The sequence below is a fragment of the Pedobacter sp. MC2016-15 genome (assembly GCF_026239695.1).
In the GTDB taxonomy this organism is placed as follows: Bacteria; Bacteroidota; Bacteroidia; order Sphingobacteriales; family Sphingobacteriaceae; genus Pedobacter.
Map to the genome: position 1 here is coordinate 972046 of NZ_JAPIVS010000001.1, position 14232 is coordinate 986277.

The window sequence follows — 14232 nt, forward strand, 5'->3', positions numbered from 1 at the left end:
TTTTGTAATTTATTGCAGCGGGATTAAGCATCACAAAAGGGGATTACAAGTTATATTTGGTTATTCCTAAAACGGTAAATCTAAAGTAGTAAATAGCTTGTGTAAAAACAACACTTAGTGCAACATTTTTTTTGAAAAAAATTATTACCAATAGGATTGTATTGTATATGAGAGCCTTATAAAAGAAGAGAACTCAAAAATATTTTCTCAGAGATAATACTTTTAACTGACTGATTCCTGTAAGATCTGAACCAAAACGAAGCCGCTGGAAAAGATAAGTTGTGGCTAGATCTGTGAATATGGGGCAGGTTCAAGAAAGGTGGGCGTAATTTTGGATACCAGCTTCGCATCTGCGTAGTCAGGATTTGCACTCACTTTTTTCCATTCAGGATCCGCGATAAAAGTTTTCCAATGCTGATCATGCGCTTCCATATCATCGAAAGTCACCATATATATCAGGTTAGGCTGGAACTCCCCTATTACAGTTTCACCAAAAAACACAGGTTTAAAACCTAAACGCTTAAAAATGGCGATCTCCCCTGCATCATTGAACATCTCCCTTTTCTTTGCTCCCGCTGCTTCAGTAGCATGTTCATATCTGCGCAGCTCAAAAATACGTTTGCCCTTCGGCGGAAGTTCCAGTCCGGGCATGTTTTTGAAAGACTTGAGCAAGGAACTTTCAATACGCTCGTAGGCCGGCTCATTTGCCGGAGCATTCAGGTAGGCAGCTCCTGCTGCAAGATATGTTTTGTCCTGTTCGAGTTTAGCATTTACGTTTTCAAATTCAGCGAGAGATGCATAAGGAATGAGCACAACTACACTCGTAAAGCCCGCAGGTTTGATCTCCGTAAAGACACCGATATTTTTTACGCCCAGTTTATTCAAAGCCGGAATCGCCGCTTTTTCAAAATAGTTCTCCACGAGGCTTTGCTGTTTAGCATCCTTCAAGATATATCTTCTCAGTTCGTAGTACATGCGGGTATTTTTTTGAGGTGTAGGTTCACTAAAAGCATAGCGCGGTAATATCGCGGCAGCAGCAGTGCTCAGCAGGGTTGACTTAACAAAAGAACGTCTTTTCATATCTGGTCGTTGATCAGTATCAATTACTAAAGAAAATAATAGTAATGATCACACCTAACCAATATAAAGTATCAATCGTCTTGAGCGATTTTGTAAGTTTACCGATGTGTTTCCTGTTCATTTAACTAAGCTAAACATTTTAAACGATTAAAACTTGATCTTTTGCAAAACCGTATAAGAAACAAAAACAGCCGTTTTCTTTTCAAAAAACGGCTGCTATCAGATGTATTTCAGTTAATCAACGGCAATCAGCGTTGGTGCATCGGCAACAAAAGTATCCAGCACACCGTCAGCGATCTTTACCGCACCCCCAAATCTTGTGGCACCCTTGATCGTCTGTATCGCTGTAGCATCAGCAGCAAAACGTTTTGCAGATGCAAAATAACGCTCAGCTGCTACACTTCCCTGATCTGCTGCATTCAGACCAGCAGCAGTCAACTGAAAGGCTTTGCCCCAAAGCTGCATCGCATCCAGCCATGGTTGTGAAGTCTGTGCAAATGAAGAATCTGCCACACCAGCCCTGATGATATCAGGCACATTCGCAAACTCATCCGCATGTTTGATCAGTCCGGCAATCGCCTCACGACGCGCCTGCACATCACCGGAAGCAATTGCATCACGTACCTGATCCAGCACTGCTTTTAATACCGGTGCCTGCTCCTGCCATGGCTGACTTCCAAATGTCGGTGCCAGTCGTTGCGTATCAAAGAAGGTCAGCAATGCAGCTGTAGTACGGGCGTCACCACCAGACAGCTCACGTGCCGAAGCATGCCAGACACGTTCCGCGTCATAAGCCTTGTCGTTCCATGCAAAAGCAGCCACACCAGTTACAGCTACGCGGCTTGGTGCTTCCTGGTTCATCGGGTTAGACAAGATTCCCGAAAGCTCATGCGATAAACCAGCTTCGCGTTTAGCATATGGGGCCATCAGCAGACGACCTGTAGATTCACCGTAATCATTCACCGGATAGTTATCCCAAAGCAGCGTTTTACGGCCAAAAGCTTTTGTCGCCGCTTTGGCATCCCTCACAGATATCGCCGGTGGCACCACGTCCGTACCCGTCCACTGCAGCACAATCTGCGGGTCAAGTTTTTTCCTCAGCGCCGCTTTATACGGACTCTCCTTGGCATCATAATATTCTGTAGGCACCATGATCAGTGGAGGAGCCGTTGGATCTTTGCGTTTAAGGTTCGCCTGCAGCGCATTTAGCAGGAAGGACTGCGCATTACCTGCCGCTTCAGGGCCAGAAGGACCGAAAGTCTCTTTATCGCGTTCACAATTCCATTTGGTATATTCAATATCGTCGAGCGCCACATAAAAGCTGTGCACCCCAATCGAGCGCAGCGCATCGAATTTCAGTTCCAGTGCTTTTAAATCTGCAGGATCAGAGAAACATACGGTTGGTCCTGGAGAAATTGCATATACAAAGTTGATATGGTTGATCCTGGAAGTTTCCACCAGCTTCGCCAGCTCTTTTAAAGTTGCCGCCGGATAAGCCTCACGCCATTTGTCGCGCGCATAAGGATCATCTTTCGGACTATATATATAAGTATTCGCTTTTACTGTAGCCAGAAAATTCAGGTGTTTGGTACGGTCAGTCATCGACCAGGGGGCGCCGTAAAATCCTTCGATTGTTCCACGGATCGGCATTGCCGGATGATCCTGGATCTCTAAAGCCGGAACCACCTGGCGTTGTGCCAGCTGACGGAAAGTCTGTGTAGCATGAAACAGCCCATCAGCGTCTTTCCCTGCAAGTGTAATCAGCACTCCACCGCCAGTTACCTCACTTGTAATCGTATAACCTTCGGCGTGTGTGTCGAGCGCTGCATCAGTTCTTTTCAGCGCTGTCCGTACCAGTGCCGATTTACCTGTTCCCAGCACTACGTAAGGCCGGTCTAATACTGAAGGTAGCTTAGTGGTTGTCGTTATATTTTGCACACCCGCCATTTTCAGCGAGCTGCGTACGATTTTAACCGCTTCAGGGTCAGTGTCAGCACTAAAAACCAGCACTGCCGAATTTCCCCATACCACTGCGCCCTTGCCAAGCTTTACAGATACCGGTGCGGGAAAGATTGAAGGTAAAGTTGCCGGCGATACCGGGCTGTTGTTTTGCTGCACAGATTGTGCAAAGGTTGTGCTTAGTCCCAGCATCAGCATGGTCAAGCCTCCGGATAAAATTTTCATTGATCTTATAGAATATTTAGGTTTCGGCGCGTAAGTTAGTACATTCAAACAAAAACTTCAGCTAAAAGCATTTAAAAAACCGAACTCAGGCTCCCGATCAATAAGCAAGCGTCTCCAGTATAACCGGGCCAGTCAAACCGGACACCATCAGCCGGCTTTGCGGGTGATAGGGGTTTTTGTTCACAGAAGTTTTGCGCTCCGCAGCCGGCAGCTTGCTGTCTCCAATCAAACGGTTTACCCAGGTGTTGGTCACCTTGATCTCGAGGGTGTTTTTTCCCGGCTTTAAGGCAGAAGTTATATCCAGGGTATAAGGCGCCGTCCAGACACCTCCAACAGATTTCCCATTGACCTTCACTTTGGCCAGGGCAACTACATTTCCAAGATTCAGCATCACACGCGTGTGCGCTGCCCTTCTGCCTGTTTCAAAAGTATTGTGGTATACTGCTGAACCCGAAAAATACTTGATGCTGTCATTATCGCTCTGCGACCAGTCCATCAAACGATTAAACTTAACAGCTTTAGCAGGTCCGCCTTTATCAAAAACGACCGACCAGGGGCTTGTGATCTCAGCGGAGGTGATAGGTTTTGGAAAATTGCTTTTGACAGCATTCTTCGAAGAAACACCGTTTTTTCTGAAAACAACAAATGCACTACCGGTAGCCTCAAGCGATAGCGGAACAGTTGTCACTTCCTGCCCCTGTACAAAAGAAGGTAAATCCCGCGCTGTGCCCGACAGCGGCTCCCACAGTTCGGGCTGTTTGCCAGATACACGGAACTTCGCATCAAAACTCACAGGTATATTCTTTTGGTTTGACACAAAGTAGATCTCCGCATCCTGGGTATGCCGGTGGATAAACAAGACAGAATCCGGCGCAGTGCTCAGCATATCCGGCGCTATCTTCAGCAGATCCAATGCCTGTTGTAAATCCATTCCCTGCATCACCATTCCCTTTCCATAGCGGTTAGTTTTAATCCGCTGACCGTCAATATTTCCCCAGAGCTCCTTACTCAGTGCTGCGACCTCTGCATCCGCATGGCGATAATTCTGCAGACTTGGCGAACGTTCAGGCCTTGGTCCCAGGACTACTGCTCCCTGCCTGACCAGTTCTTTGATCTTCGCCAGCAAGTCCGGTCTGATCGTAGAAAGCTTTGGCAGCACCAGGATACCATAACTCAGCCCATCAGGCAGATAAATCCTGCCATCCTTTACCGTTAACCTCGTTTTGATCACTTCAGCATTAATATAATCAAAAGAATATCCTTTCGGCAAAGCCGGATCCTGCACACCGGTCATCTTTGGTGCATCTTCGCTGATAAAATAAGCTACATCAGCCACATACCTGCCCTGCTGCAACATCAGGTTACACCTTTTCAGGTAGGCCAGAAAATCATCTATCTCAAAAAACCAGGTATTCTTTCTGTTAAACTCGTTCCCGAATGGGGCATTTACCCCCGGGTTTTTATCCTCATAAGCTTGCTGTATATATAAGTGCAGCAGCGTATTGTTGATCCCCTCCGTAAAAAAGCGGTCGGCACGCTGTTTCATCATCGCGGGATAGCGTGAATAGGCAGAGTCTGCCCCTGTGAACGACTCCGCAGAAACTTTGGTTTTCCCATAAATATGTGCTGTAGAAGAGGCTGCCCGGTTTTCGATATCTCCCAAACTGCCGAAGCTCCAGAACTCGCCCGCCACTTCATCGCTCTGCCTACCATACTGCAGAAACTCAGCCGGGAAACCCCAATGCCCATATCCTTCCAGCCAGGTATGCAGCCCGTGCTGATGACTGATTTCCCGTAGACCGCCAACATATTCATACGCTACATTATCCGCTACAAAGCGACGCAGATCCCAGAGAAAACGGTCGGACTGATCCTGACTGCCCACAACCCTGCCCTGTATCGCCGGCAGGTATGGTGTAGGATCATAACCGTACTGTAACCTGAATTTCTCCGACATCCGATCTGTCCAGTTCTGGCTGCCCGTTTCATAGCTGTCCGCCACTACCACCTTCCAGGCTTTGCGGTCGGCAGCAGGTATCCGCTTGATAATCTGCCCCAGGAAAGCCTCAAAATGCGCTTTAATATGCTCCTTACTCATCTTATCAGTTTCCAGACCGGTACCTTCAGGAGATGCCGGTGCATTGGTCACTCCCGTCGGCGTCATTCCAAAACGTTCAATGATCCAGTCGCCCGCCGGCACCTCCCATTTCAGTTTACCCTCCGGGCTCATGAACTTGCTGATATCCTGAACCTTTGCAGGATCTATTACTCCGCTAGCAGATGCGGGTTCCGGCTGCACGCTCCATTGATACGCATCCCAGTACGGCAAGGGTGTCTGCCACATTTTAGCCAGGGTTTTACCGATATAATCATCTACCACAGGTGTGGATGCCAGCCTTACTTCAGCAATCACTGCCGGACCTTGAATATCCTTAAAAACAACCCTGAACTGCTTTGCAGTGGTCGTTGGTATAGATACTGTGAGCGGGCCATAGGGTTTGAAACCTACATTGAGCTCCGCCCGGGAATGATCTACAGCGAAGCTCTTCACTGTACGATAATTTACACCCTCCTTTACCTGCAGCTCTCCCGAGAAATGCAGGGCTGAGCGCAGGGGTTTGATCAGCAAACTGTTTACCGTATAATCCTGAGCAGTACTGATGTCCAGCACAAAAGGTTTTTTTGCCTCCAGCGAAATCCCCGTTGAATCGTTATCGTCTGTCAGGCGGTTCAGATCTGAAATTTGAGGCAGGGAAGTCAATCCTGGCTTTAAAGAATTGATACTTTTATGATAACCTGCCGAAACCGGATAAGCAATCACTTTTACATCCTGAAATTCCTGATGAGGACGCGCAAGGGTCTGATCTATTTTCAAAGGTCCTTTGACAAAAGTTTCAGCGGAGCTGAGGTAGCGCATGGACTGTGCAGGTTTTACCCATGGTCCGCCCGACTGGCTCCAGCCGGGACTATTGAAAATACCGATTTCGATATTCAGCCTGGTCGCTGTTTTTAGTGCAGCATGCATGATCTCCCACCAACCTTCAGATAAGATTTTCACCTTGCCGTAGGGTACGCCTTCCCCACCGATATTGCCGATAAAGGCCCTGTTGATGCCCACGCGCTTCATCGCTTCCAGATCCCTGACCACCCCTTCCTTCGAAATATTGTCCGACATCCAGTACCAGTAAACTGTCGTTTGTATAGAATCCGGAATCTGGTTAAAACCCGTTTCCGGTTTTAGCAAGGGCTTTTCTTTATGTTTGGCAGCTTGCGAATATACCAGTGATACATTGATAAGGCATAACAGCAGACACAGCGTTTTCTTCATCAGGTTTAAAGGCTTGTTTGGTTTTAAGCCCTTAATATAGCGCATTATAACTTAAACGCAACCTTAAAATATGAGCTTATATCCTGCGCCCCTGATACTCATGAGCTCAATGGCCGGGTCGTCCCTCAGCATTTTCCGCAGGTGCGACATAAAAACATCCATGCTGCGCGCATTGTAAAAACTATCATCGCCCCATATTTCCAGCAAAGGCAGCTGCCGCGCCAGCAGTGTATTCCGGTGTTTCAGCAAGAGCTGTAAAAGTGCCGTCTCCTTGAAAGAGAGTTTGTAGGTATTCACAGGGGTACTCAGCTGCTGACTTACCGGATCCAGCACAGAGCCGCCAAACCTCTGCAGGCTCTCTTCAGCGTCATTTTTGACACCCGTCGGTTGGAAACGCTGCAACAGGGCTTCCATGCGCACCAGCAGCTCCCCCATATTAAAGGGCTTCCGCATGTAATCATTCCCCCCGCTGTTAAAACCCCTGATCACATCTGCAGCCAGCGATTTGGCACTGAGAAAAATGATCGGGATACCACTGTCCTGCTTCCGGATATCTTCCGCCAGAGTATAGCCATCTTTCAGCGGCATCATGATATCCAGCACGCAGATATCCGGGGGCGATGTTTCAAACAAACGCAGTGCTTCCTCACCATCCGCGGCAAGCTCCACCTCATAGCCACTGCTTCTGAGGCCATCACTAATGATCTGCGCCAGTGTAGGCTCATCCTCGGCGTACAATACTTTATATTTCATGGTATGCGGGTAGGTCGATCGTAAATATACTGCCTTTGCTGCTGCTTTGGACGCTGATATGTCCCTTGTGCAGGCTTATGATCTGGCGGACGTAATAAAGGCCCAGGCCCGACCCTTTTACATTATGGATATCGGGATGATCCGAGACTCTGAAAAAGCGATCAAATATCCGCTCCTGGTATTGTTTCGGAATACCCGGACCTTCATCCTGCACGGTAATTTTTACTCTTTTTGCATCTGATCTGCAGGTTACGGTAATCACTGCAGGTTTACCGCTGTATTTAATGGCATTGTCGATCAGGTTATAAAAAACACTGGTCAGGTGCACCGGGTCTCCATCCACAAAACAAGGTTCTGCAGAGGGCAGATAATTGATCTGCAGCTGCTGTGGATTTCCGAGGCGCATTGCAGAAACCACACTCTCCAGTCCCTGCTGCAGGTCGTACAATTCCGGCCTCAGCCTGATGCCCCCGTTATCCAGCTCATCCAGGTTCAGCACCTTATCAATGATCTGGTTCAGCCGCTGAATTTCAGTTTTACTGATGCCTACATACTCATCCAGCTTTGCGGGTTCATTTGCCAGCTGGTAGCGCGTAATGGCATCCAGTGCTGCATCGATAATCGCTACAGGGGTTTTCAGTTCATGCGTCATGTTGCCCGTAAAAGCAAGTCGGGCATGCGTATACAGTCGCTGGCTCCGCATCATCCTGAAGAGGAAGTAGAAAGCCAGACCAGTCATCAGCAACATCAGCAATGAGGAGATCAGGTAATAGCGCATGCGGTAGATCACCACATTATCCAGGGATGGTACCACATACTGATAGCTGTGCAGGAAAAAGTAGATGTTATAGGCATACAGCTCACTGCGGTAATCGGCCTTCTGCGACTGCTTCCAGAGCTTCATGTCTTCGGGTTTACCAGTGTCAAAGTTATGCAGCAGGTGATACCCTCTTACATTCAGGTTATTCTTCTCAAACTGCTTTTGCACCAGGCTGTCCATACGCTTCAGGTCTCTCTCGTCAGCTTCCTGTATCGTTTCCAGCGATTCACCTTTATCAAATATCCTTACGATCTTCCGTTTTTTCTGAACTCCCTTTTTTTCAGGTATTCTTAAACTGATATCAATGAAGGTACTGTCATCATTCATCACTGATTCGAAGCGCGCCGACACATGCCGCTTGCGCATCTTGACAAAAGCCTGCTTTGTCTGCAGCCACTCCGGCGAGAGAAAGAAATTACGGAAGTTCTCACTCTTTTCGTGCCCGCGTGCCACACTCAGGTAATCGTTCGTGCGCGAAGCATCGTTCAGCGCCTGCTCCAGGTCGCGTTTTAACTGTACCTGCTGCGCATGAAAGAGCTGCAGCAGCCATGCAGCCTGCAAGCCAATGCTGGCGATAATCGCGATTGCCACCAGCGGATAAGCGTATCGGTTTGATAACCATTTCATCTTACTAAGTTGCTAATAATTAGCGGATGCTGATCAGCCCTCCTGCAGATTTAACCTTGTTTAACATTGCTTAACGAGCCATAACATTAATCCAGGCTAGGTTTGTACCATGAAAACGATCGCATTTATTCTCCTGTTATTTTTGCCTTGTCTGGCCTTTTCACAATCCATAGTAAAGGGCAAAATTAATGATACCTCCGGAAAGCCATTGGATGGCGTAACAGTAACACTGAGCCTCGACCAGAAAGTGGTGGCTTCGGCCTTTGCCGACCTCGGGAACTTCAACCTTAAATATCCCGCGGCGGGAACTTATATGCTGTCGGCCAGCCTTGTGGGTTATGAGCCCCTGCTGATGCAGATACAGTTGCCCAAAGACAGTCTGCTGCTGGTGATGCAGGCCAGCAGCAAGCAACTGAATGAAGTGACTATCTCCTACCGCCGCCCGCTGATCGAGCGTAAGATCGACAGGCTCAGCTTTAACGTGGAGAACAGCATCCTCGCCACCGGAGGCAGCGCCTGGGAGGCAGTCAGCAAAACACCTGGCGTACAGATTACTGCCAGCAACGAAGTAACTGCCAACCGTAAAAACGTCAGGATCTACATGGATGGGAAACCACTGGAAATCTCCGGCGACGACCTGCAGGCTTATTTGCAGGGCTTACCCTCAGATCAGGTGGCGCGTATCGAGCTGTTCTCCAACCCTCCGGCACAGTTTGATGCCGAAGGTGCCTCAGTCATCAACATCATCAGCAAAAGCACCAAAAAACAGGGCTTAAACTTAAGCCTCAACAGCGCCTTTACCCAGGCTACCTACAGCAGGTACAGTGCGGGAACATCCTTCAATTACCGAAAAGACAAGCTGAATATCTTTGGCAGCTACAGTTATGCCCGCCGCCATAACTTTCAGGATCACGATACCTATATCAATTTTGGCACCTCCTTCTGGAGCAACCCCAGCCGTAACATCTACAAAACAGACAACCATACCTACCGCGCCGGCGCAGATTATCAACTGTCAGAAAACCAGGTACTGGGCGTGTTGTTCAGCGGAAATAACCGCAATGGTACTACTGCAGGGAGCGGCCTCACCAGCGTAATCAGCAATCAGCAGCTGGATTCTACGCTGCGCACGGATAACTTTTCCAAAAACCAGGGTAATCAGTATACGTATAATCTGAATTATAACCTGAAGCTCGATTCAGGAAAAAGCAACCTGAATATTGATGCCGACTACTCGACATACAATACGAACTCTGAAGCATTTGCCGATAACCGTTCCTTTCTGCCCGACGGCAGTCAGACGCCCAGCATGTTCCATATCTTCACCCCCAGCACACAGGACATCAGCATCTACTCCGGTAAGGTAGATTATACTTACCAGATCGCAAAAGTATGGGACCTCAGTTCAGGCATCAAATACAGCAGTACGGAGAGTAAGAATACTTTCGATTACTTCGACAGGGTAGAAAGTACGCTGAGGCCAGTGCCGGAAAATGGTAACCATTTTACTTATAAAGAGAGCACCGCAGCAGCTTATACCAGTCTTACGCGTACGCTGGGGAAATTGACCTTGCAGGCTGGTTTGCGCGCAGAACACACCCGTACCCGCGGTTATTCTATCACGCTGGATTCCTTAAACCAGCGAAATTACTTCAAGCTTTTCCCAACGTTTTTCGGCCAGTACAAAATCAATGATCAGCATGAGCTGCTTCTCAATTACGCCTACCGCATCAACCGACCGGAATATAACAGGCTCAACCCTGCCAAACGTTTTTCTTCCCCCTACAATATTTACGTCGGCAATCCCGCCCTGCAGCCTTCCTTTGTACACAGTATTGAATTGGGTTATACCTTCAAACAAAATTACAACCTAACCGCCTACTATACGCAAACGCAGGACCTGTTTACCAACATCAACATTCAGGACAACGAAACGAAAATTTACTATGGCACACATGCCAACCTGGGCTATAGCGCCATGGCGGGATTAAGAGTATCGGCGACTATCCATCCCCTCTCCTTCTGGGAAATCTATGCTCTGGGAGATCTGTATAGGCAGCGCGAAAAGTCTGCTTACCTGTCGGGAAGTTATGATAACCGCCTTGTTTCCTTCGGTGGAGTCCTCAACCAGTCCTTCACCATCAAATCAGATATGGGTTTAAAAGCAGAAATCAACGGTGTTTACAATGGCCCGGGTTTACAGGGGATCTACCGCAGCGGTCATAATACATTTATCGACGCCGGTATCAAAACCGATATTTTTGCCGGTAAAGGCAATCTTCGCCTGGCAGTGAGCGATATATTCAACACCAATTACTATAACGTCGGCATTAATTTTCAGGATCAGCAAAGCAGGTTCTTTCATCAGGTTGAAAGCCGCAGTGTGACGCTGAGCCTTAGCTACCGACTGGGTAAAAACCTCAAAGCTGCACGAAGCAGGACAACTGCGAGTGAGGAAGAGCGGAAACGCGCACAGTAGTGATTTTATTTGCTGGATATGCTTTTCTGAAGTTTCCTCTTCAGGAATTTCCTCAGCGGCATATCCAGTAAAATCAAGACCAGGTACGCCAGTCCTACCAAGGCTGCTGTTCCAAGAATAATGACCATGACCATCGTCTGAAGAGAAGGTTTCTGGCGCTCTATAAAACTGAGGCAGATCCACATAAAGGGATAGTGGATCATATACAGCGGATAAGAAATATCACCCAAAAACTTGCATATCCTTTCCCAGCCGGATGTTAAACGGGCGCCTGCACCCAGGGCTACCAGGAAGGGAAAGTAGAGCAGCACCACCAGCGGGTCCACGAAATAGTTAGTTTTTTCTGCAAAGGGAACCATAAAAGTAAGCAGCAGCAATAGCGACATGACCGGAAACCCGATCCTGGATTTCAGGACCCAGTTTGAGCGGAATAACAGGATGCCCGCGAGGAAGGAATAAAACACCCTGATGCCACCACCCCAAAAGTTATCTCCGCCCCAGCCTACGCCAAGATAACCCGATTGATAAGTTTCATAACACAGGAGAACTGCTGCTACGATTAATAGTATCCGCATCGCTCCTCTCCTGAGTTTGAATAATATCAATGCATAAAAGATATTGGCAATATATTCCCAGAAGAGCGACCAGGTTGGAGGGTTCAGGTGAAAGAAGTTAAAATACCGCTCCGTTACTGTCGGGAAAGGGATCAGCAGGCAGGAGGCGATAAACATCAAAAATGTTTTTCCTGCATACTTAGCATATAAATTTATAAAAGGATCATATACAAAAGTGATCAGACCGATCAGCGATCCAATAATCACCAGCGGATGCAAACGTATCAGCCTCAACTTCATGAACTGCCATACCCCCATTTGTCCGATGCGGTGATCATAGGCATAGGCAATCACAAATCCCGAAAGGCAGAAGAAGAAATCTACCGCCAGGTGGCCATGGGCGATGAAGCTATCGTGGTAGTCGGGCACCACAAACTCCATAAAATGATAAACCACCACAGATATTGCAGCTACTCCACGTAATCCGTCAAGTATCTCAAAATGTTGTTTTGTCGCGAGGCTGGTTTTCTGCACGGGCGACTAATTAAATGATCTCCTGAAGGCCAGGGGCGACAAGCTTGTTTTTGCCCTGAACAATTTGGTGAAGGAGGAAGGATGGCCGAAACCTAGTTCGTATGCTACTTCAGATACCGATAAAGCTGTGGTAGATAATTTTTCCTTCGCCTTGTCAATGATCTTCTGATGGATCAGGCTCTGTGTATTCTGCCCGATCACGGCGCGTACCATATCACTTAAGTACCGTGGAGATACATTCATCTGGTCAGACAGGTACTGTACCGTGGGTATGCCATCTTCCAGTGATACATTGCTATTAAAGTAATCATCCAGGATATCATCGAGTTTCTGCAACATATCATTGTTTACAGCCTTCCTGGTTATGAACTGCCTTTTATAAAAACGATTGGAATAATTGAGCAGCAGCTCGATCTGTGAAATGATCACATCCTGACTAAAATCATCGATCCTGCTGTTCAGCTCTTCCTCAATATTATTGAAAATTGATATGATGGTTGCCGCTTCTTTCTCCGATAGGTGCAGCGCTTCATTTGCGGCATAAGAGAAGAATCCGTATTGCTTGATCTTCTTTGCTATGGGGTAGCCCAGGAAAAAATCGGGATGAACCAGCAAAGTATACATGGAGCAGGTCTTTTCCACCTCCGTGCTGCAGTTGGCAAGCAGCTGATTGGGTGCCGCGAATAACATTCCGCCATTGCTGAAATCGTAAAAACCCTGTCCGTATTTTACCCTGCTGCCCAATCCGGGTTTAAAAGCAATCCTGTAGAAATTGGGTATTGTATTAGCGCTGAGCTCGTTGATCGGCAATACCACCCTTTCAGTGGAACCATCAATGAGGCTGATCAAAGGGTGTACCGGCGATGGCAAAGCGTGATATTTATGGATATCTGCCAGCGTAACCGGTTGCACATCAGCAGCTGTTTTCTTTTTCATTCAAATGATAGGTTTATAATAGTGATGACACCCACATGCAGGTGTCATCACTAAATTTATAAATTATGTCGTAAACGAAGCACGATCATCATAAAATTTGACTCTTCTACCACGGATAGGCTCCTTCAGAACCTGAGAAGATGCTTTCAGGACCATTTTCTCCCAGCGCCGCACGTACGATGTTGCGGGAGCCTTCTTCTAAACTATCAGTTCCCTGGAAATTATTCATAGCCGTAGCAGTGAAACCCGGACTGGCAGCTTCTACTTTGATATTTGTAGATTCCAGGTCCATCGCCAGTGATAAGGTGATGGCGTTAAGCGCTGTTTTTGAGGCGCCATAAACTACGCCGAAGCCACCACGGAAAGGAAAGCTTGGGTCAGAGTTCAGCGTGAGCGAAGCCATGCCGCTGGAAACGTTTACGATACGGGCACTTGGCGCCTGACGCAGCAGCGGAAGGAAAGCCTGCGAAACTGCAAGCACTCCGAATACGTTGGTTTCCCATACTTCACGCACTTCATCCAGCGATGCTGAAACGGCTTTACCTGAGGCCAGGATCTCTTCCAGTGTTCTGCCAGGTGCTCCTGCATGTGCGATACCGGCGTTATTTACGAGAAGGTCTAGTCTTCCGAACTCCGCAGTGATATGTGCTGCTGCTGCAGTAATGGAGTCATTGTTGGTTACGTCAATAGCTACAGGATAGGCGTTTGCCCCTACTTCAGCTACAGCTTCTTTGGCGCTTTCAAGTTTACGGGCGCCAATCACTACGCTGAATCCATGTCCAGCTAATTCTTTGGCTACCTGCAAGCCAATGCCTCGGTTTGCGCCAGTGATCAATGCTACTTTTTTGTCGTGTATAGCTGCGGGTGTTGCAGCGTTTGTTTCAGATTTGTTAGTCATAACGTTTGTTATTAAAAGATAATAACTCAAAGGTCTGAC

The 14232-nt window shown here is 47.6% G+C and carries 9 protein-coding genes; 1 reads left to right on the forward strand and 8 read right to left on the reverse strand.

Annotated features, from left to right (window positions below; genetic code table 11):
• Positions 1–285: 285 nt before the first annotated feature.
• The 5 genes from OQY15_RS04305 to OQY15_RS04325 all read right to left on the reverse strand — a co-directional run bounded on the left by OQY15_RS04305 (position 286) and on the right by OQY15_RS04325 (position 8792).
• Complete coding sequence (locus tag OQY15_RS04305; RefSeq protein ID WP_265788162.1) at positions 286–1080, reverse strand: NIPSNAP family protein; 795 nt, start codon at positions 1078–1080, stop codon at positions 286–288.
• A 234-nt stretch (positions 1081–1314) separates the two neighbouring features.
• Positions 1315–3264 (reverse strand): beta-N-acetylglucosaminidase domain-containing protein, encoded by a 1950-nt coding sequence (locus tag OQY15_RS04310; RefSeq protein ID WP_265788164.1) that lies wholly within the window; start codon positions 3262–3264, stop codon positions 1315–1317.
• A gap of 97 nt (positions 3265–3361) precedes the next feature.
• Positions 3362–6592: a glycosyl hydrolase gene (locus OQY15_RS04315; protein ID WP_265788166.1), complete on the reverse strand. Its 3231-nt coding sequence runs from the start codon at positions 6590–6592 to the stop codon at positions 3362–3364.
• A 63-nt stretch (positions 6593–6655) separates the two neighbouring features.
• The gene (locus OQY15_RS04320) at positions 6656–7345 is read right to left on the reverse strand and encodes a response regulator transcription factor (protein WP_265788168.1); all 690 of its coding nucleotides are present in this window, start codon (positions 7343–7345) and stop codon (positions 6656–6658) included.
• The gene (locus tag OQY15_RS04325; protein WP_265788170.1) at positions 7335–8792 is read right to left on the reverse strand and encodes a HAMP domain-containing sensor histidine kinase; all 1458 of its coding nucleotides are present in this window, start codon (positions 8790–8792) and stop codon (positions 7335–7337) included. The genes OQY15_RS04320 and OQY15_RS04325 overlap by 11 nt, the downstream gene beginning before the upstream one ends.
• 109 nt (positions 8793–8901) lie before the next feature.
• Between OQY15_RS04325 and OQY15_RS04330 the strand changes: the two genes are divergently transcribed.
• A complete protein-coding gene (locus OQY15_RS04330; protein WP_265788172.1) occupies positions 8902–11271 on the forward strand; it encodes a TonB-dependent receptor in 2370 nt (789 codons plus the stop codon).
• A gap of 5 nt (positions 11272–11276) precedes the next feature.
• On the opposite strand, the gene OQY15_RS04335 is transcribed toward OQY15_RS04330, so the two are convergent.
• The 3 genes from OQY15_RS04335 to OQY15_RS04345 form a co-directional block, all read right to left on the reverse strand.
• On the reverse strand, positions 11277–12359 hold the full coding sequence (locus tag OQY15_RS04335; RefSeq protein WP_265788174.1) for an acyltransferase: 1083 nt from the start codon (positions 12357–12359) through the stop codon (positions 11277–11279).
• Positions 12360–12365: 6 nt separating this feature from the next.
• The gene (locus OQY15_RS04340) at positions 12366–13295 is read right to left on the reverse strand and encodes a helix-turn-helix domain-containing protein (RefSeq protein ID WP_265788176.1); all 930 of its coding nucleotides are present in this window, start codon (positions 13293–13295) and stop codon (positions 12366–12368) included.
• A gap of 106 nt (positions 13296–13401) precedes the next feature.
• Complete coding sequence (locus OQY15_RS04345) at positions 13402–14193, reverse strand: SDR family NAD(P)-dependent oxidoreductase (protein ID WP_265788178.1); 792 nt, start codon at positions 14191–14193, stop codon at positions 13402–13404.
• Between the last annotated feature and the right edge of the window lie 39 nt (positions 14194–14232).

Bases quoted from the DNA above. Each gene is read 5' to 3' on its own strand.
- OQY15_RS04305 (WP_265788162.1), bottom strand. From the start codon at position 1,080: ATGAAAAGACGTTCTTTTGTTAAGTCAACCCTGCTGAGCACTGCTGCT.
- OQY15_RS04310 (WP_265788164.1), bottom strand. From the start codon at position 3,264: ATGAAAATTTTATCCGGAGGCTTGACCATGCTGATGCTGGGACTAAGC.
- OQY15_RS04315 (WP_265788166.1), bottom strand. From the start codon at position 6,592: ATGAAGAAAACGCTGTGTCTGCTGTTATGCCTTATCAATGTATCACTG.
- OQY15_RS04320 (WP_265788168.1), bottom strand. From the start codon at position 7,345: ATGAAATATAAAGTATTGTACGCCGAGGATGAGCCTACACTGGCGCAG.
- OQY15_RS04325 (WP_265788170.1), bottom strand. From the start codon at position 8,792: ATGAAATGGTTATCAAACCGATACGCTTATCCGCTGGTGGCAATCGCG.
- OQY15_RS04330 (WP_265788172.1), top strand. From the start codon at position 8,902: ATGAAAACGATCGCATTTATTCTCCTGTTATTTTTGCCTTGTCTGGCC.
- OQY15_RS04340 (WP_265788176.1), bottom strand. From the start codon at position 13,295: ATGAAAAAGAAAACAGCTGCTGATGTGCAACCGGTTACGCTGGCAGAT.
- OQY15_RS04345 (WP_265788178.1), bottom strand. From the start codon at position 14,193: ATGACTAACAAATCTGAAACAAACGCTGCAACACCCGCAGCTATACAC.